This window comes from Thermohalobaculum sp. (assembly GCF_058622915.1).
Window position 1 is genome coordinate 36,577 of record NZ_JBZSYN010000188.1, and the last position, 18,333, is coordinate 54,909.

Consider the following 18,333-nt stretch of genomic DNA (forward strand, 5'->3'; position numbering starts at 1 on the left):
CTTATCCGGATCGCCAATCCGCGTGCTCATCGTCGAGGACTCCGACACCCAGCGGCGGCTCATCGAGCAAGTCATCATTGCCGATCCGCGCTTGGCGATCGCCGGCGTCGCGCCGACGGGCGAGGCAGCCCTCCACCTGGTTGAGCTACTGCGCCCGGACGTCATAACGATGGACGTGCGACTGCCGGGAATCGACGGCATCGCCGCGACAAAACGCATAATGCGGCATCGACCCACTCCGATCGTGGTCGTCGCATCGGACGCCGAGGAGGACAGCCGGCTCCATTTCGAGGCGCTGCGGGCGGGAGCGTTGTCGATCGTGCAGAAGCCGCGCGCTTCGGCGAAGCCGGACTTCGCGCCGATCGCGGCACGGCTGTGCCGCCAACTCGTCTCCATGAGCAGCGTCCGCCTCGTGCGCCAGCGCGGCAGCGAGCCCGGCCAGCTGCAGGCATCCGCGCCCGTTGCCAAGGCCCCGTCGGCACCGCTCTGTCGCATACCGACCGAGATCGCAGTCGTCGGTCTGGCGGCCTCGACCGGAGGCCCGGTGGCGCTGACCCATGTGCTGGCCGGCATGGGCGCGGGGTTCCCCGCCCCGGTCCTTCTGGTCCAGCATATCGGCGCGGCGTTCTGCGCCGGTTTCGTGGACTGGCTGGACGGCCAGGTCCCACTGCCCGTCAGACTGGCCGCACAAGGCGAGCGCATGGTTCCCGGCGGCGTTTACGTGGCGCCGCCCGAGACTCATCTCACGGTAGAGCGGGGACGGCTCGTCCTGACGGCCGGCGAGCTCGTATCGCAGCAGCGGCCGTCCGCGACCGTGCTCTTCAATTCGCTCGCCGCCGAGTTCGGCGCGGCTTGCATCGGCGCGCTGCTGACCGGCATGGGCGACGACGGTGCGGCCGGGCTCAAGGCGATTCGCGACGCAGGCGGACATACCATCGCCGAATCCGAGTCAACGGCAGTGGTTTCCGGCATGCCCGGCGCCGCGCGTGCGCTGGGCGCTGTCTGCGAGAGCCTGCCCCTGCCCGAAATCGGGCCGCGGCTGCGCCAGACCGTGGCCCTGCAAAGCGGGGTGCCCTGTTGACCAATCGCGCCCAGATCCTGATCGTGGAGGAGTCCAACACCCAGGCTCTGAAAATGCAGACCCTGCTGCACGACGCGGGTTTCGGGACCCACCGCAGCAAAAACGCCGAAGAGGCGATGGAATATTTGCAGGCGCACGGGACCAACCTCGTCGTCGTCGATTATCATCTGTCCGGCATGGGTGGTGCCGAATTCTGCCGCCAGATCAGGCTGCGCCCGAGGTTCGAGGCGATCTCAATCCTTATGCTGACCGACGGGACCGAGTCCGAGAGCGAGCACCAGGATCTGGACAGTGGCGCGGACGATCATCTGGGCAAATCGGCCGACGACGACGTGCTTCTGGCACGCATCGAGGCGCTCTTGCGTGCGCAGCAGGGTCAATCGAGCGTCGGGCCCGTGCCATCACGTCATTCTCCCTCGCGCGGCGTCCTGATCATCGACGACAGCCCGACCTTTTTGACCTTTCTCTCGAAGGCTCTCGCAGCGGAAGGCTACCATGTGCGCGCCTTCGGGGACCCGGCGCTGGCAATAGCCCTGATCGAGGGGCACCAGGGCAAAAACGGCGAAGCCGATCCGGGAGACGCGGCCGAGGAGCCGATCGACTGCGTGGTCGTCGACCTGGTCATGCCGGGAATGGATGGCATCGAGGTTTGCCGGCGGCTCACTGCGATGCAGCGGAACACACATACGCTGCTGCCAATCCTGATGGTTACCAGCCACGACTCCAACGAGGAGATGATGCGGGCGCTCGAAGCGGGTGCCGACGATTTCGTCGCCAAGTCCCACGACACCGCCTTGCTCAAGGCGCGCATCAGGGCGCTGATGCGCCGCAAGATTTTGCATGACCAGCACGAACGCGTCCTCGCCGAGTTCAAGAACAAGGAGCTTGAAGTCGTGCAGGCCCGCGCAGAGCGGCAAGCCGCTCTGGCCCGCGCCGAGCTGGTCGAGGAGCTCGAACGCACCAATGCCGAGCTGCGGCGGACCCACGCGCAACTGGTGCAGTCGGCGAAGATGGCAGCGCTCGGCGAACTCGTCGCGGGCGTCGCCCACGAGATCAACAACCCACTGGCATATTCCGTCGCGCACCTCCATACCGTCGCGCGGGCTCTGGAGACCTTGGCAACGGATGCCGGCGTGGTCATTCCGGATCCCAGTCGAGGCAAATTGGAGAAGGCGCGGCGCCGCGCGGCGGAGGCGATCGACGGTCTTGGCCGGGTCGCCGACCTCATCGTCAAGTTGCGAACCTTCTCGCGTCTCGACGAAGGCGAGTTCAAGCAAGCTGACATCCGCGAGTGCATCGAGGCGACGCTGCCGCTGGTGCAGCACCGGCTGGCGGGCAGCATCAAAATCGTCACCGACTATGCCCAGGACAACCGGCTCTATTGCGCGCCGGGGATGCTTAACCAGGTGATTCTGAATTTCTTAACAAACGCGATCGATGCTCTCGAAGGAGAGGGCGAGATCCGCATCAGGACGCGCCGAACCGCGGATCGTTTCTGTCTCTCGATCGCCGACACCGGCCCCGGCATCGCCCCCGCAGCGCAGGAGCGGCTGTACGAGCCATTCTTCACGACCAAGGGAGTAGGAGAGGGGACCGGTCTCGGCTTGGCAATCAGCTATCAGATCGTGCAAAGCCATCATGGCTCGATCGAGGCCCGCAACCGCGACGAATGTGGCGCCGAGTTCCTGGTTTCCCTACCGACGGACCTCGCGGAACGAAGCCATGAGCATCGACCGGCCCTGTAAAAAGGACAGCATTCTGGTCCTTGACGACGAGCCGCACATCGTTGCGGCCTTGGGAGACGTTCTGGAGGACGATTACACTGTTTTAGGCGAAACCTCGCCCCGGCTGGCCCTGCAGCGCATAAGCGAAAACGACGCCATCTCCGCGATAATCTGCGACCAGCGCATGCCCGAAATGATGGGCGACGAGTTTCTCAAGCGCGCGAAGGCACATAGCGACGCCACGCGAGTTCTCCTCACCGGGTACGCCGACCTGGAAGCGGTGATCAGGGCTGTCAACGAGGGAAACATCTTCGGCTACCTGACCAAGCCCTGGAAGGTCGAAGCGTTAATCAGCACCGTAAAGGGAGCGGTCGAGGCCTGCCATCTCCATCGCGCGCTCCTGAGCGAGCAGGCGCTGTTCGAGGACCTGATGTGCTCGGTCTCCGATGGAGTCTTCATCAAGGACCGCACCGGGCGTTACATCCGCCTCAATGAGGTCGAAGCCCGGATTCTGGGACTCCCGTCAGCGCGAAACGCTATTGGCAGGCGACTCGATGACCTTCTGCCCGAAGCGGTAGCCTCGCGCTGGCGCGAGGACGAGCGGCAGGTGATCGAAGGGAAACTGCCCGCGTGCAGCGTCATTCGCGAGGTCGCGATGGCAGATGGCTCGAACCGGTGGTACGCAGTGAACCTGGCGGTACGCCGCGGCGCGGATGGCAGTCTCGCAGGGCTGGTGGGGGTCAGCCATGACATCACCGAGGCACACCGCGTTGAGCGCATGAAGGACGAGTTCGTCTCGACCGTCAGTCACGAACTGCGAACTCCGCTTACCTCGATACTGGGCTCATTGTCGATGCTGCGCGCCGGGGTTGCCGGCGAGCTCAATGCCTCGGCGGACCAGATGGTCGAGATCTGCTGCCGCAACGGCAACCGCCTGCTCGGACTGGTGAACGACGTTCTGGATCTGGAGACGATCAAGCGTGGCAGCCTGGCGATCGATCGCGCGCCGGTCTCCGTGCCCGAGCTGCTCGCCGACGCCGTCGCCGCAAACGAGGGTTTCGGCCGGCCCGAAGGCAAACGCATCGAACTCGCCGAGCCCGTGCCACGCGTCCGCGTCGATGGCGACCGTGGGCGATTGTCGCAGGTGCTCTCCAACCTCATATCGAACGCGCTGAAGTTCTCGCCGCCGGGCGGGCGAATACGGCTGCGCGCAACCGTGCGCGCCGAGCGGCTGCGGATCGCTGTCATCGACCTCGGCGGCGGAATCCCGCCCGAGTTCGAGAGCCGGATTTTCAGCTCGTTCAGCCAAGCCGACTCAAGCGATGCCCGGGCCAAGGGCGGAACCGGGCTGGGACTGAGCATCAGCCGCTCGATCATGGACACCCACGGGGGCCGGATTGGCTATCGCACGCGCCGCAACTGCGGCTCGAAATTCTTCATCGAGCTGGCCGTTCTCGACTGAGCGGGTGGTACCGTTGGCGGGACGCCCGGCTGCCAATTTGACCGTCCACCCTCACAAAAGCTGGCTGCGAACCAAGCTCGGTCGTTGTCACGATGCAGTTGCTGCCGATCTACGACAAGCGCCGACCGGCCGAGAGCAGTGCGCTACGCGAAAGCACGCCTGCAACAAAAACCAGACAGAGGCGGCACGCGCTCGGTGACGTCGCCCGCCCCGCTCTCACGTCGCCGGCCTGGCGCCCGGGCCGGGACCCAGGAGACTCAGCAGATAGTGGCCATAGCCCGATTTCGCTAGCCGTTCGGCAGCCTCGGCCAAGGCCGCATCGTCGATCCATCCCTTGCGCCAGGCAATCTCCTCGGGCGCCGAGATCTTCAGGCCCTGCCGCGCCTCGAGCGTCTGCACGAACTGCGCCGCCGCCAGGAGCGAGTCGAAGGTCCCGGTGTCGAGCCAGGCTAAGCCGCGGCCCATGACCTCGACACGAAGCTTCCCGCGCGCGAGATAGGCACGGTTGACGTCGGTGATCTCAAACTCGCTCCGCGGCGAGGGACGGATCGAAGCGGCGATGTCGAGTACGTCATTGTCGTAGAAATAGAGCCCCGTCACGGCGAACTGCGATTTTGGCCGCGCCGGCTTCTCCTCGATGGCGGTCGCGCGGCCCTCGGCGTCGAAGCTGACAACCCCGTATCGCTCCGGGTCCTGCACCTGGTAGCCGAAGATCGTAGCGCCTCTCTCGCGCTGCACCGCTGCGTTCAAAAGGTCGTAGAGTCCCTCGCCGAAGAAGATGTTGTCGCCAAGGACCAGGGCCACGCGGTCCACCCCCACGAAGTCGTGCCCGATGATGAAGGCCTGCGCCAGTCCCTCGGGCCGCGGCTGTTCCGCATAGGCGAGCCGAATCCCCCACTGCGCGCCGTCACCGAGAAGCTGGCGAAAGAGCGGCGCATCGTGCGGCGTGGTGATCAGCAGGATGTCGCGGATCCCGGCCAGCATGAGAACCGACAGTGGGTAATAGACCATCGGCTTGTCGTAGACCGGCAGCAACTGCTTCGATATCGCCAACGTCAGCGGGTGCAGGCGCGTGCCGGAGCCGCCGGCGAGGATAATGCCCTTCACTGCCCCACCTCCGCACCCATGCGCTCGAGCGTCTCGGACAGCATCTCCTGCCAGGTCCGAGGCGCCAGCCCGAAGGTCCGCGCGAACTTCGCGCAGTCGAGTGTCGAGTTCGCTGGTCGGCAGGCAGCGGTGGGATAATCGGCCCCGCCGATCGCCTCGACCGTGGGGGCCCGGACGATCAATCCGCGCGCGGCGGCGCCGGTGAAGCTCTCGGCGGCGAACTCCGCCCAGGTCGCCGCCCCGCGCCCGGCATAATGATAGATGCCCCAACGGCCGTCCCCGGCCGGCGCGAGATCGAGCAGCTCGACCACGCGGCCGCAGGCGCGGGCGAGATCGAGCGCCGAGGTCGGGCTGCCCCGCTGGTCGCCGACGATCCGCAGCCGCCGACGCTCGGTCGCCAGGCGCAGCATGGTGCGCACGAAGTTGCCGCCCCAGGGCGCGAACAGCCAGGCGGTGCGCAGGACCACCGTGCGAGGGTTCGCGGCGAGCGCGAGGCACTCACCCTCGAGCTTGGTCCGTCCGTAGACACCGAGAGGGCCGACCGGGTCCGCCTCCTGCCAGGCACCACTCTTGGTGCCATCGAAGACGTAGTCGGTAGACACGTGCAGGAAGCCCGCGCCCGCCTCGGCCGCTGCGGCGGCGATCTCGCCGACCGCCTCGGCATTGATGCGCTTGGCCAGCACCGGCTCGCTCTCGGCCCGGTCGACGGCGGTGTAGGCGGCGGCATTGACCACCCAGGCGGGCCGTGCGCTTGCCACGGCGCGGGCTGCGGCGCCCGGCTCGGCAAGGTCGGCGTCATCTCGGCCGATGCAGGGCCAGGCGCAAACTTCCGACAGTGCCTGTGCGAGCTGGCCCGTCCGTCCGATCACCAAAACGGTCATCGATCGACCACTCCCAGGCGCTCTCCGCCATAGCCGCGCTCGCGCACCCCGCGCCACCACGGCTCGTGCTCCAGATACCAGCGGATGGTGCCCTCCAGCCCGTCCTCGAGGGTGCGCCTGGGCTCCCAGCCGAGCTCACGACGGAGCCGGGCGCCGTCGATGGCATAGCGCCTGTCGTGGCCGGGGCGGTCGGCGACGAAGCCGATCAGCCGTTCGTGTGGCGCGCCGGCCGGGCACAGATGGTCCATCGTGCGTGCGATGGTGCGAACGAGATCGATGTTCCGCCGCTCGGAATTGCCACCGATATTATAGCTGCGCCCCGGACGGCCATGCTCGAGCACCCGGCAAAGCGCGTCTGCGTGATCCTCGACGTGCAGCCAGTCGCGCACATTCTCGCCGGCGCCGTACACCGGCATCTCCCGCCCGTCGCAGGCGGCGATGACCATAACCGGGATCAGCTTCTCCGGGAACTGCCAGGGGCCGTAGTTGTTCGAGCAGTTGGTGATGATCACCGGCAGGCCATATGTCTCGCCCCAAGACCGCACCAAATGGTCCGAGGCGGCCTTCGACGCGGCGTAAGGACTGTTGGGGCGGTAGGGCGAGTTCTCGGTGAAGGCCGGGTCATCGGGCCCGAGACTGCCATAAACCTCGTCGGTCGAGACATGATGGAAGCGGAATTCGCCGCGGCGGCCGGCCCGCCAGCGGCGGACCGCTTCAAGCAGCGTGAAAGTTCCCTGAACGTTGGTTTCGAGAAAGGCGGCCGGCCCGTCAATCGAGCGGTCGACATGGCTTTCCGCCGCCAGGTGCACGACCGCATCGGGGGCGGTCTCCTCGATCAAGGCCTCGACCGTCGGACGGTCACAGACGTCGCCCTCAGCCAAGCGGTAACGCGGACTCTCGGCCGCATACTCCAGAGCTTCGGGCGTTGCCGCGTAAGTCAGCTTGTCGAGGTTTACAACATCGGCGGCCGAATGGCGTACGAGCCGTCGGATCAGCGCCGAACCAATGAATCCCGCGCCACCCGTCGCCAGCAACCGCATCAGCCCCCCCACGAAAACGGGCTGGTCCATTCGGCCAGGCCCGGTGCTGCCCGGTCCTTTGCCGACAGGTGCGGCGTCTTATCGAGTGGCCACTCGATGGCGAGCCCGGGATCATTCCAGGCGATCGCCCCCTCGGCCGCGGCATCATAGGGGTGATCGACCTTGTAGATCACCTCCGTGTGCGGCTCGAGCGTGAGAAAGCCGTGCAGGAAGCCACGGGGCACCAGGAGTTGATGCCAGTTCGCCGCCGAAAGCTCGACGCCGAACCACCGCCCCTCGGCCGGCGAGCCCCGCCGAACATCGACGGCCACATCCCAGATGCGCCCGCGCGTGCAGCGCACCAGCTTCGCCTGCGCGGCGGGGGGGGCCTGGTAGTGCAGCCCGCGCAGCGTGCCCGCTTGGCGCGACATCGAATGGTTGTCCTGGCACCAGTCGAAGTCGAGGCCGGCCTCGCGGAAGGCGCGCCGCGACCAGACCTCGGAGAAGAAGCCGCGCGCGTCCTCAAGGCAGCGCGGCTGGACAAGCGCCAGCCCCGGCAAAGGCAGCGGATCGAACATTACCTGTCCGTCCTTACGGGCCCGTCCGGGGGCTCGCCCAAATTCCGCACCCGGCGCTAGTCCCACATCCGCCGCATCGATTCACCATATCAGATCACCCTGCTTCCTTGAGGCAGCGCTCTGTGTCGGCGCAGCGCCGGGCAGCGCCCAGCACAGCAGGGGATCGATCGTCTTGTCTGTTGGTAAAGAATTCGTTCACGTCGAGGGAGAGCAATGATCGTCCGCAGCCCGACCGGACCTTCACGCGCTTCTCGGCGCAGGTGGTCTAGTTGAAGGACTGTAGGGCGAAGCAGTCGAACAACGCATGAGTCAGTGGACCGACGCATCGGCCCCGGCCGCGGGACGCCGGGCGCGCAGGCTCAAATTGAGACCAATCATCGGCCGGTCACGGCCTTTCAAATCGGGTCCGCGGGCCTTTCCGCTCCGCCGGGTTGCCGCGATAGACGGTCCACGGCTCGAGGTCGTGGAAAGCAACAGCCCGCGCGGCAAGAACGGCGCCCTCCCCGATCTCGACCCCCGGCCCGACGAAAGCCTCGGCGCAAACCCAAGCATGGGCACCGATGCGGATCGGAAGAGCCTTCAGCTGGAAGGCGGCTTCGTGGATCTCGTGCGTTGCGGCGCAAAGATGCGCACCCTGCGAGACCACGGCGTATTCCCCCAGCGTGATCGGAGCAACGCAATAGCAGTTGACCTTCGGTCCTAGCGTCGAGCGGGCGGCCATCGTCAGGTTCGCCGGGTACCAGATGCGGACCGACCCGTAGAGGGAGGCACCCTTGTGGATTCTCGCACCGAAGAGATTGGCGATCGATATCCGCCAGCGGTTCAGGTTCGGCGGCGTCCAGGCTGCAAGGAACAACCAGGTCAGTTGCCACAACAGCCTGAAGGCGCGGTTCCGCAAGGCAAAAGTTGCCTCGCCGTTGAACGTATCGGGCGTCGTCTCTTGCCGTTCGATCATGGCAATTGGCGGCCTTCTCGGATCGGGGCGCTCAAATGTCGTTCGGGAGTGCTAACATTGTTGCCCGATCGGGTCGACCTGTTCGGCACAGCGTAACTGGCGGGCTGTCGGCCGGACCGTCCTTCGTCATGGCAGCGGTATTCAGCGCCCTCTCGCGAACAGGTCGGAGGGTCCGCGCGTTGTGCTGCCCGGCTCGCGATCCGGCGAGGTGACATGGACACGTTGCCCGCAGTCGAGAAGGCGTGGGCACGGAATGTCGTGGTCATCTGTTGCCGCCGACGCGGACGCCCGCGCCACTGGAAAATGTTTCGACTATTCGGTCGACCGCATCTGCAAACGGTTCAGGCCCGAACTGGCGCGCAACTTGACGCGAGGCGGCCTCTGCGGTTCGCCACAGCGCCGAATCCCAACCCGCGATCCTGCACAAGGCTTGCTCGATCTGTGTTTCGCTTCCGGGTCGAAACAGAACGCCGTTTTTGGAGGTTGCCAAGTCAACGCCTGCCCCCACGACATCGCTGAGCGCCAGGGCACAACCGGATAGTGCGGCCTCATGCACCACAAGGCCCCAATGTTCATCGAGCGACGGCAGAACCAGACAACGCGCCCCGCGCAGAATTTCGGCTAGTTGCGGCGGCTGGACAAAATCCGAAACGAGGATAGACGGATGCTCGGGAATTTTATCCCGTTGGACTCCCGCGCCGCACATGCGCAGGCGCCAGTCTGGATGCGTCGCAACGAAGCGAAGAAACGCATGGGCAAGCCCCAGGCAATTCTTGCGCGCTACGAACTGGCCGATAAAGATGAAAGTCTTGGAACGTTGATCCAGGGGCGGACCGCCGTGAAAAAGACTGCCATCTGCTCCGTACAATCCAGCAAACACGCAATCAGGCGGATAGCCCATTCTGCGAGAGAACTCTTCGCCTGAAGCCCCAGGGACAAAAATGATGTCAAAATTTTTTTCGATAAAAAGTCGGTGCCGCAAAAGATCAATGGTGCGCTGACGCAGCGTTCCATGCCAGTTCTGGTCGCTCATTAGGACAATTTTCTTGCCGACTTTACGACATTGCTTTCGCAGTGCGTTGAATGCAGGAATGTAATAGCCACCCTGAAACACAATGTCCGGAAGCGGCAAGCCAAGCCCTTCCCACGACACGGATCTCGCCGCGGAATCGACCCAGGTCACCGGTTGGCCCAAGGAAACTTCTGCCCCTTCTATGGGCACATTGGGTCGCGTCGCGATTACAGAGACTGAATATTTTCCGCGATCGATGACTCGCCGAACACAGCGGGCGGCATAGTCCGGGAACCCAATCCAAAGAAAACCTAGACTTGTCATCAATGTGAGCCTGCTGCCGCCACCGGAGTTTCGTTTTCTGCGAAAATTGAGATGTCTTTTGCAGGATGCCGGTCCGCCGCAGCAGCTGCATACGTCCTCTTGGACAGTCGCTGGCCAGGCGGTGGTCGAATGTGCCGCTTCATCGTTTCCGCGCCGCGAGTTTTAAAGCCTTCACGCCGGACAAACTAACAAAACCCCGACGTGGTTGCAGTCTTTGAACAACGCGGCATGATACCCTTTTCGCCGTTTCATTCGCCAAGATTCCTGAAGAAAGCGATGGTCTGTGTTCCCACCTTCATCCGCTCGGACAACGGCCCAGAGTTCGTCGCCCAGGCAGTCCGGGACTGGATCACTGCCCTCGGCGCGAAGACCGCCTTCATCGAAGCCAGGAAGCCCCTGGGCTGAGACCGTCAATCAATCCGGTGGATCGATTGTAGGTCGAACCCCGCGCAATCTGGCGAACAGCCTGCTCGACGCCATCGACCCGGACAAGCGCGAGGCGACCATCGCTGCCCGTCACGGCACCGCGCTGACGCCCGACCAGACAGCGGCGGTGATTGAAGAATTGACCGAGGCTGCCTGTCAACCGTTCGACGACCACAGGGCCCGCAACTTGCTGAAGGACATCAAGCAGAAGACTGACATCGTCATCGACGAGGTGACACCGGATGTCGTGACCGGTGCAGGCTTCGACCTGAAGAAGGCCGAGGAGACGGTCACCAGCTTCAAGGCCTTCATCGAACAGAACCGCGACGAGTTGACCGCGCTCCAAATTCTCTACAACCAGCCGGTTGGGCGGCAGCGGCTGACCTGCGCGGCCATCCGCGAGCTGGTGGAGCGGCTGACCGACCCGCCGCTCTACCTGACCACCGCGACGGTCTGGCAGGCCTACTGGGGAGCCCCCACTGAGTGGTCCGACTTGATTGTTAGTGCATGAGGGGCCTTTGGTCCATCTGGACGATGGCTGCCGGAGCTGGCGGCTTCCAGCCGCACCGATATCAATCTTGATCGCCACGTTATCTGGATACCCAAGGCCAAAGCCGGGGCACGAGAACAGCCCATCACCTGCGAATTAGCCGGCTACCTAGCAACCCGGTTGAGCATGCTTCCGCCCGGTTGCCCCTGGCTGTTTCCCTCTCCAGCCAGCCGAGAGGGACACGTTCACACCATCCGGAAGGCTTTCCGCCGTTCAGCAGAGCGCGCCGGGCTCGATCCAGATCAGTTGACGCCGCACACGCTGCGACATACTGCCGTGACCCATCTTGTTCAGGCTGGCGTCGACCTTCCGACCGTTCAACGAATTTCGGGTCACAAGACGCTCGCGATGGTCGCGCGGTATGCCTACCAGAACGGCTCGCACATTAGGGCAGCGATGGATAAGTTAGGCCAGCGGATCGAACAGGCGGATTATTCCGAGAGGGTCGACGCTAGCCCCAAAAAGGTGTCCTAATTACACCGAAATTACACCGGCGCGGTTAGCGGCACGCCTCCAAGCCAGATAACTGGTTGAAAAGTATGGTGCCCAGGGGCGGATTCGAACCACCGACACGCGAATTTTCAGTCCGCTGCTCTACCAACTGAGCTACCTGGGCAACGCGGCCTGCCCTGCGGGGCGCCGTCCGTGCGGCCTTTTAGGAGAATGGCCAGCGACTGTCCAGCGGCAAAATCGCCGGCGGAATTTGCCGCGCCACATGCGGCTGAGACCAGGCGGGCCCCGAGGTGATGAAGGGCGCGATCCAGCCCCAAGCCGCGTACACCTTGCTGCTTGCCCGGATTAATGCCCCTACGGCAAGAGGAGCGCGAACACAAAGCTCGGCAGATTTTCATGGACCATCGCCGTGCCGGCGGCGCTATTGCGAATCCGCAGAAGCGTTCGTGGCCTCCATCGTCGCACCGCAACCGATCAGCCTTCGGCCGCGCCGATCTTAGCCAAGTGATCTTGTCAATTTCTTTCGAGGTCCCGACTGCCGACCCGACTTTCGGGCAACAGCTGGCACGTACGAGCCTTTTTGCTGTCCCCGAAGAGTTGGCCATGCCCGCCACCCTCGAACGGATGAGAGACAATTGGACGGGACCCGGAGAGCGCCAGGCGCCGCCCAGTCGAGCCGCCTGACGGGCGGCGGGGCGCCCTTGACGGGCGCGCCGGTTCCCTGAATTCTCGCAGCTGGCGTCATGATCCGGTCCTCGATCGTCGATGAACCGGCCAAACATCTCTGCCGTCGGGGAACAAGTGGATGTCGATCCCGCAGCCTTATCTCCTGTTTTTGGGCGACGCGCCGGACCAGCTCGCGGCCAAGGTCGCGCAGGGCATCCGCGACTGGCGCCCGGGCGCGAGCGTGGGCCAGTATCGTCTGCCCGGGTGCAAGGCCGACATGGAAATCCCCGACATGACGATCACCCAGGCCGCCACCGCAGGCGCGAAGACCCTGGTGATCGGCGTCGCAAACCGCGGTGGCTTGTTTTCCGACGCCTGGAAAGCGGTGATGATCGAGGCGCTCGAGGCGGGCATCGACATCGCGGCGGGGCTTCACACGCGGTTGAATGCAGACGCGGACCTCGTCGCGGCGGCGAAGCGCAGCGGACGCACGCTGCACGACGTGCGCGTGCCGAACCGCAAATACCCCGTCGCCGATGGTATGCGCCGCGCAGGCAAGCGCCTGCTCGCCGTCGGAACCGACTGTTCGTGCGGCAAGATGTACACCGCACTTGCCATCGAGAAGGCCATGCAGGAGGGCGGTATGAACGCCGATTTCCGCGCCACCGGGCAAACCGGCATCCTGATCGAGGGCGAGGGCGTGCCGCTCGATGCCGTGGTCGCCGACTTCATGGCCGGCGCCGTGGAATGGCTGACGCCGGAGAACGACCCCGACCACTGGGACATCATCGAGGGGCAAGGCTCGCTGTTTCATGCCTCCTATTCCGGTGTGACGCTGGCGCTCATCCACGGCGGCCAGCCCGACGCACTGGTGCTGTGCCACGAGCCTACGCGCACGCATTTGCGCGGCCTGCCGAACTACCCCGTGCCGTCCCTCGAGGAGCTGCGCGATCTCGCGCTCCGCATGGCGCGGATCGTCAACCCGGACTGCCGGGTGATCGGCTGCGCCATCAACACCAAGGCGCTGAGCGGGGCCGACGCCGAAGCCTGCCTCTCCGGGACGGAGGCGCGCCTCGAGCTGCCCTGCGTCGATCCCTACCGCCACGGCGCCGGTCGGCTTGTGGAGGCGCTGTGAGCTGCATCGTCCTCACCGCCCGGATCGAGCGGTTCCCCACGGCCGGCGCCTGGGTCATATCGCGCGGCAGCGTGAACGAGGTCGAGGTGGTGACCGCCGAGGCCCGGCTCGGCGATGCCATGGGCCGAGGCGAATGCCGCCCATACCCGCGCTACGACGAGTTCGCCCAAGGGGTAGTGGCCGATATCGAGGCGGCGGCAGGCGATCTGGGCAGCGACCCCGAGGCCGTCGATCTCGGCCGCCTGATGGCCGCTGGGGCGGCGCGCAACGCGGTAGACTGCGCGCTTTGGGACCTGCGGGCCAAGCTGGCCGGGCAGCGTGTCTGGGCGCTGGCCGGACTGCCCGAGCCGAAGCCGCTGCTGACCGCCTATTCGCTGTCGCTCGACGCGCCCGAGCAGATGCGGGCAAAGGCCGCCGCGAACGCGCACCGTCCGCTCCTGAAAGTCAAGCTGGGTGGCGAGGCCGACCTCGAGCGCATCCGTGCTGTGCGCGCCGGCGCGCCGAAGGCGACGATCATCGTCGATGCCAACGAGGGCTGGACGGCCGAAAGCTATGCCACGCTGGCGCCGGAAATGGCGGCCCTGGGCGTCGCCATGGTCGAGCAGCCACTGCCGGCCTGGGACGATAGTGCCCTCGCAAGCATGGAACGCCCGCTACCGGTTTGCGCCGACGAGGCCTGCCACGACACCGCTTCGCTCGCGGGCCTCGCCGGCAAGTACGACATGGTCAACATCAAGCTCGACAAGACCGGCGGGCTGACCGAGGCCATGCGCCTCAGGGCCGAGGCCGAGCGCATCGGCCTGCGCATCATGGTCGGCTGCATGTTGGCGAGCTCGCTGGCGATGGCGCCCGCCGTGCTGCTGGCGCAGGGCGCCGAGATCGTCGATCTTGACGGACCGCTGCTGCTGGCGAAGGACCGTGACACCCCGCTGATATACGACGAGGCAGGCGTGCACCCCCCGAGCCCCGCGCTGTGGGGATGACCGATCGGACAAGGAGCGAGAGATGAGCCGCACAGTCTACGTGAATGGCGACTACGTGCCCGAGGAGGAGGCCCGGATCTCCGTCTTCGACCGCGGCTTCCTGATGGCCGACGCGGTCTACGAGGTGACCTCGGTGCTCGATAGCAAGCTGGCCGACTATGCCGGACATATGGCGCGGCTTCACCGATCCTTGGGCGAGCTGCAGATGGCGCAGCCGGTCAGCGACGACCAGCTTTTGGAAATCCATCGCGAGCTGGTCCGCCGCAACGGGATCGATGAGGGACTGGTTTACCTCCAGATCACTCGCGGCGCCGCCGACCGGGATTTCGTTTGGCCTAAGAATGCCGCTCCCGGCCTGGTCATGTTCACGCAGAAAAAGGCGTTCGAGGACGCCGAGGGTCCGAAGCGCGGGATCAGGGTCGTCTCGCAACCAGACCTGCGCTGGGGACGGCGCGACATCAAGACGGTGCAACTCCTCTACTCGTCCTTCGCCAAGATGCAGGCGAAGGCGCAAGGCGCCGACGACGCCTGGCTCGTCGAAGACGGCTATGTCACCGAAGGCACCTCGAACAACGCCTATATCGTGACCAGGGACGGCACCATCGTCACGCGCGAGCTCTCGCACGAGATCCTGCACGGCATCACCCGCGCCTCGGTGTTGAAGCTCGCGAAGGAGGCGCAGATGAAGGTGGTCGAGCGCCCGTTCACCATTGCCGAGGCGCAAGCCGCGGCCGAGGCCTTCATCACGGCGGCCTCGACCTTCGTGTGCCCGGTGGTGGAGATCGACGGCACAACCGTGGGCGAGGGCCACCCCGGACCGGTGGCGAAGCGGTTGCGCGAGATTTACCTCGCGCACGCGCGTGCAAGCGCCATCTGAAGCAAGCAGAGCGGCCATCCAACCGGTGGCGCTCGGGGCTGGGGAACTGGCGCACCCGACAGGATTCGAACCTGTGACCTCTGCCTTCGGAGGGCAGCGCTCTATCCAGCTGAGCTACGGGTGCCCGGCGCTCGCGTATATACCGGGGCGTGGGGGCGTGCAACCGCAGCGTCGATCATGCGCACCAGCGCATGTCAAAGCAGTGCCTGGGCACGGAAGCTCACGTCTCGCTCCTTGCCGACGACGACATGGTCGTGCACCGTGACGCCCACGGCGCGGGCGGCCATCTCGATCTGGCGGGTCATGTCGATGTCGGCCTGGCTGGGTGTCGGATCGCCCGAGGGGTGGTTGTGCACCAGGATGAAGGCGGACGCGTTGAGCTCGAGCGCGCGCTTGACCACCTCGCGTGGATACACGGGCACATGGTCGACGGTGCCGCGGGCCTGCTCCTCATCGGCAATCAGCACGTTCTTGCGATCGAGGAACAGGATGCGGAACTGCTCGGTTTCCCGGTGCGCCATGGTGGCCTTGCAGTAGTCCATCAACGCCGCCCAGCTCGTGATCGCGGGACGGTTCATGACGCGTGCGCGGGCAAGACGATGCGCGGCGGCCTCGATGACCTTGATCTCGCAGATCGCCGCCTCGCCGACGCCGGGTACCTCGCAAAGCCGGGCGGCGGGCGCGGAAATCACCCCGTTGAAGTCGCCAAAGCGGGCCAGGAGCTGCTTGGCCAGCGGCTTGACGTCGCGACGCGGTATGGCGCGGAACAGCACCAGCTCGAGCATTTCATAATCGGCGAGGCTGGCCGGCCCGGCTGAGAGGAACCTTTGCCGAAGGCGCATCCGGTGGTCGTGGAAATGCGCGGGCTCCACGCCAGCCGCCTGAGGCTCCGGCTTCGAGCGGGTCGAATGGCCTTCCCCGGGGATCGTATCGCCGGCGAAAAGGTCCACCGAAGCGCCGTCGCCGAATCCGCCGGTCGCCCGACCCGCTCCGGCTTTTTCCTTCCGCACGGCAAGCCCCCCGAATTCAGACTTCCACCAAACAGCTGGCCGATTTTGGTTACCATGGGGTTACCGCGGCTGCTCCCGGTTGCCCGGGAAGCGATTTCGGCTATCGTGGCCGCCGCTCCGGGCGTGGCGGAATTGGCAGACGCAGGGGACTTAAAATCCCCCGGCTACGGCCTTGTGGGTTCGAGTCCCACCGCCCGGACCAGGGTCAGATCAAAAAGGAAAAGGCGCCTTAATGCCCGATCCCCGAGGGGTCTCGGACGGCGCCTTTCCACATTCGCGCGATCGGGCGAAGAACCGCGACCCCGGCCCTGCTCGCCGGCCTCACTTGGGCCGGTTTCTGCCCGACTCCCCCGCCCGCGTTACTTCATGCCTTCGCGGTGCTTCACCGCGAACTCCTCCTCCGGCGAGAACACCAGGGTGCTCCGGCCATAAAGCGCGAAGTACAGGATCAGCAGTAGGTACCAGATCGCTACGCCGATGATGCCCTGCTGGTACAAGGGATCGCTGAGCTGGAAGATGATCGTGACGATGGCGATGATCGCCGTCAGCGTCGCACCCAGCGTGCCGAACGGGCTGGTGTAGGGCCGCTCGATGTTGGGGAAGCGCCGACGCAACTGCAGGAAGGTCAGTGCCTGCAGGAGGTAGGAGAACATCGCGCCGAACACCGCCATGTTCAGAAGCGTGCCGCCGATGATGGTGCCGGCCGCCTCACCGCCCTCGGCGAACCAAACCACGAGCATCACCAAGAAGCCGATGATGGCGCCGGTGAAGAGCGCGATGTTCGGCGTCTTGTGCTCGCCATGGGTGACCGAGAGGAAATGCGGGATATAGCCCGCGCGGCTGAGCGAGTAGATCTGCCGCCCGAAGGCGAAGATGATCGAGTGGAAGCTCGCCACCAGCCCCGCCACCGCGAACAGCGCCAGGAGCTTGCCCCAGCCTGCCCCGTAGATCACCGCGAAGCCGTCCAGGATCGGCTGGCCCGAGCTGCCATAGGCGAACGCGCCACCCGGGATCGCCGGGTTGATCACCAGGATCAGGAAGCCGAGCCCGATCAGGGTGAACATGCCCAGCATGATGCCCTTGGGCATGTCGCGCTTGGGATCGACCGATTCCTCGGCTGCCAGCGGCAGCTGCTCGATGGCGAGGAACAGCCAGACGGCGAAGGGCAGCGCAGCCAGCACGCCATGCACCCCCATCGGCAGGAATGGCCCGCCGCCGCCCTTGAGCTCGACCGCGGCCCCGTTCGGCCCGGCGCCCACGTTCATGGCCCAGTGGCTGAAGCTGAACTGGCCCGAGAACAGCGCGCTCAACATAAAGAAGGCGAGGATCGCGATGGCGATCAGCGTCACCGTGACCGTCACCTTGAACGACAGCGATACCCCGCGCGCGTTGAGGCCGACGAAGATCACATAACCGACCAGCCACCACAGCGGCTGCCACGAATCGGGCGTCGAGGTGATCTGCGTCATGTAGGTGCCGATGAAGTAGACCACCACTGCCGGGGTCAGCACGTATTCGATGTTCTCGGCGATCCCGGTGATGAAGCCGCCCCATGGCCCGAAGGCGGTGCGGGCGAAGGAATAGGCGCCGCCCGTGTGCGGCAGCGCCGGGCTCATCTCGGCGATCGAGTAGGTCAGGCCGAGATACATGATGGCGATGATGATGGTGGCGACGAACATGCCGCCCCAGCCGCCGACGGCAAAGCCGAGGTTCCACCCCGAGAAGTCGCCGGAGATGACCGCGCCCACTCCGAGCGCCCACAGCGAGAAGACGCCGGCGTGTCGATTGAGGTGGCGCTTCTCGAAATATAAGCTGTCCGGGATGTGGTAGCTTATCCCGCCCTCGTGTCTCTTGGATTCATTGGCCATGATACGGTCCCCCCGTCATTGATGGCGTGCTACGCTGGTCTTACTTGTGTTGAGTCTTCGATTGGGTTTCGCCCGAAGGCGCCGCGCCGGCGGCGCTTCGGGGCCTTTCAGATTCACCCTTTGCCATTTGCCCTCCGTCACAGGACACCAATGAACGGCGCGCTCACGGCGTTCCCCGCGCCGTTCGCGCCCATTCTGCCAGGTCGGCCTCAGCCGGGCGAC

General features: G+C 65.3%; 16 protein-coding genes, 3 tRNA genes and 1 pseudogene. 10 read left to right on the plus strand and 10 right to left on the minus strand.

The window, feature by feature from the left end; all coding sequences use genetic code 11:
• The first annotated feature begins 22 nt into the window (after positions 1-22).
• From cheB to AC32QD_RS14710, 3 genes are read left to right on the plus strand one after another with little or no spacing between them, the layout of a single operon-like run.
• A complete protein-coding gene (cheB, locus tag AC32QD_RS14700) occupies positions 23-1,081 on the plus strand; it encodes a chemotaxis-specific protein-glutamate methyltransferase CheB (RefSeq protein WP_492011260.1) in 1,059 nt (352 codons plus the stop codon).
• Positions 1,078-2,826, plus strand: a complete 1,749-nt coding sequence (locus AC32QD_RS14705; protein WP_492011261.1) for a response regulator — start codon at positions 1,078-1,080, stop codon at positions 2,824-2,826. The genes cheB and AC32QD_RS14705 overlap by 4 nt, the downstream gene beginning before the upstream one ends.
• A complete protein-coding gene (locus tag AC32QD_RS14710; protein WP_492011262.1) occupies positions 2,804-4,267 on the plus strand; it encodes an ATP-binding protein in 1,464 nt (487 codons plus the stop codon). The genes AC32QD_RS14705 and AC32QD_RS14710 overlap by 23 nt, the downstream gene beginning before the upstream one ends.
• A 216-nt stretch (positions 4,268-4,483) precedes the next feature.
• On the opposite strand, the gene rfbA is transcribed toward AC32QD_RS14710, so the two are convergent.
• From rfbA to AC32QD_RS14740, 6 genes are all read right to left on the minus strand, one after another.
• Complete coding sequence (rfbA, locus tag AC32QD_RS14715; protein ID WP_492011263.1) at positions 4,484-5,374, minus strand: glucose-1-phosphate thymidylyltransferase RfbA; 891 nt, start codon at positions 5,372-5,374, stop codon at positions 4,484-4,486.
• Positions 5,371-6,255, minus strand: a complete 885-nt coding sequence (gene rfbD, locus AC32QD_RS14720) for a dTDP-4-dehydrorhamnose reductase (protein WP_492011264.1) — start codon at positions 6,253-6,255, stop codon at positions 5,371-5,373. Before rfbD ends, rfbA begins: the two co-directional genes overlap by 4 nt.
• Positions 6,252-7,295 (minus strand): dTDP-glucose 4,6-dehydratase, encoded by a 1,044-nt coding sequence (rfbB, locus tag AC32QD_RS14725; protein WP_492011271.1) that lies wholly within the window; start codon positions 7,293-7,295, stop codon positions 6,252-6,254. The genes rfbD and rfbB overlap by 4 nt, the downstream gene beginning before the upstream one ends.
• A complete protein-coding gene (gene rfbC / locus AC32QD_RS14730) occupies positions 7,295-7,852 on the minus strand; it encodes a dTDP-4-dehydrorhamnose 3,5-epimerase (RefSeq protein WP_492011265.1) in 558 nt (185 codons plus the stop codon). The genes rfbB and rfbC overlap by 1 nt, the downstream gene beginning before the upstream one ends.
• A 385-nt stretch (positions 7,853-8,237) precedes the next feature.
• Positions 8,238-8,807, minus strand: a complete 570-nt coding sequence (locus AC32QD_RS14735; RefSeq protein ID WP_492011266.1) for an LbetaH domain-containing protein — start codon at positions 8,805-8,807, stop codon at positions 8,238-8,240.
• 262 nt (positions 8,808-9,069) lie between these two features.
• On the minus strand, positions 9,070-10,002 hold the full coding sequence (locus AC32QD_RS14740; protein WP_492011267.1) for a glycosyltransferase family 4 protein: 933 nt from the start codon (positions 10,000-10,002) through the stop codon (positions 9,070-9,072).
• 426 nt (positions 10,003-10,428) lie between these two features.
• Here AC32QD_RS14740 and AC32QD_RS14745 point away from each other — a divergent pair.
• The 3 genes and pseudogenes from AC32QD_RS14745 to AC32QD_RS14755 all read left to right on the plus strand — a co-directional run.
• Positions 10,429-10,543: pseudogene (locus AC32QD_RS14745) on the plus strand (IS3 family transposase); the annotation flags it as partial.
• Between the two features lie 153 nt (positions 10,544-10,696).
• Positions 10,697-11,080: a type I restriction-modification enzyme R subunit C-terminal domain-containing protein gene (locus AC32QD_RS14750; RefSeq protein WP_492011272.1), complete on the plus strand. Its 384-nt coding sequence runs from the start codon at positions 10,697-10,699 to the stop codon at positions 11,078-11,080.
• 60 nt (positions 11,081-11,140) lie between these two features.
• On the plus strand, positions 11,141-11,593 hold the full coding sequence (locus AC32QD_RS14755) for a tyrosine-type recombinase/integrase (protein ID WP_492011273.1): 453 nt from the start codon (positions 11,141-11,143) through the stop codon (positions 11,591-11,593).
• Between the two features lie 66 nt (positions 11,594-11,659).
• Here AC32QD_RS14755 and AC32QD_RS14760 read toward each other — a convergent pair.
• A tRNA-Phe gene (locus AC32QD_RS14760) sits at positions 11,660-11,735 on the minus strand.
• Positions 11,736-12,377: 642 nt separating this feature from the next.
• Here AC32QD_RS14760 and dgcN point away from each other — a divergent pair.
• The 3 genes from dgcN to AC32QD_RS14775 are packed head-to-tail and all read left to right on the plus strand — an operon-like array spanning position 12,378 to position 15,233.
• Positions 12,378-13,373 carry an N-acetyltransferase DgcN gene (gene dgcN, locus AC32QD_RS14765; RefSeq protein WP_492011268.1) on the plus strand — a complete coding sequence of 332 codons (996 nt, stop codon included), beginning with the start codon at positions 12,378-12,380 and terminating at the stop codon, positions 13,371-13,373.
• A gap of 5 nt (positions 13,374-13,378) precedes the next feature.
• Positions 13,379-14,356 carry an N-acetyl-D-Glu racemase DgcA gene (dgcA, locus tag AC32QD_RS14770; RefSeq protein WP_492011274.1) on the plus strand — a complete coding sequence of 326 codons (978 nt, stop codon included), beginning with the start codon at positions 13,379-13,381 and terminating at the stop codon, positions 14,354-14,356.
• 22 nt (positions 14,357-14,378) lie between these two features.
• Positions 14,379-15,233 (plus strand): D-amino-acid transaminase, encoded by an 855-nt coding sequence (locus AC32QD_RS14775; RefSeq protein WP_492011269.1) that lies wholly within the window; start codon positions 14,379-14,381, stop codon positions 15,231-15,233.
• 47 nt (positions 15,234-15,280) lie between these two features.
• On the opposite strand, the gene AC32QD_RS14780 is transcribed toward AC32QD_RS14775, so the two are convergent.
• Both AC32QD_RS14780 and radC read right to left on the minus strand, forming a co-directional pair.
• A tRNA-Arg gene (locus AC32QD_RS14780) sits at positions 15,281-15,357 on the minus strand.
• Between the two features lie 70 nt (positions 15,358-15,427).
• On the minus strand, positions 15,428-16,159 hold the full coding sequence (gene radC / locus AC32QD_RS14785) for a RadC family protein (RefSeq protein WP_492011275.1): 732 nt from the start codon (positions 16,157-16,159) through the stop codon (positions 15,428-15,430).
• A 201-nt stretch (positions 16,160-16,360) separates the two neighbouring features.
• Between radC and AC32QD_RS14790 the strand changes: the two genes are divergently transcribed.
• A tRNA-Leu gene (locus tag AC32QD_RS14790) sits at positions 16,361-16,445 on the plus strand.
• A 157-nt stretch (positions 16,446-16,602) separates the two neighbouring features.
• Here the strand turns inward: AC32QD_RS14790 and AC32QD_RS14795 are convergent.
• Positions 16,603-18,111 carry an amino acid permease gene (locus AC32QD_RS14795; protein ID WP_492011270.1) on the minus strand — a complete coding sequence of 503 codons (1,509 nt, stop codon included), beginning with the start codon at positions 18,109-18,111 and terminating at the stop codon, positions 16,603-16,605.
• Positions 18,112-18,333 lie beyond the last annotated feature (222 nt).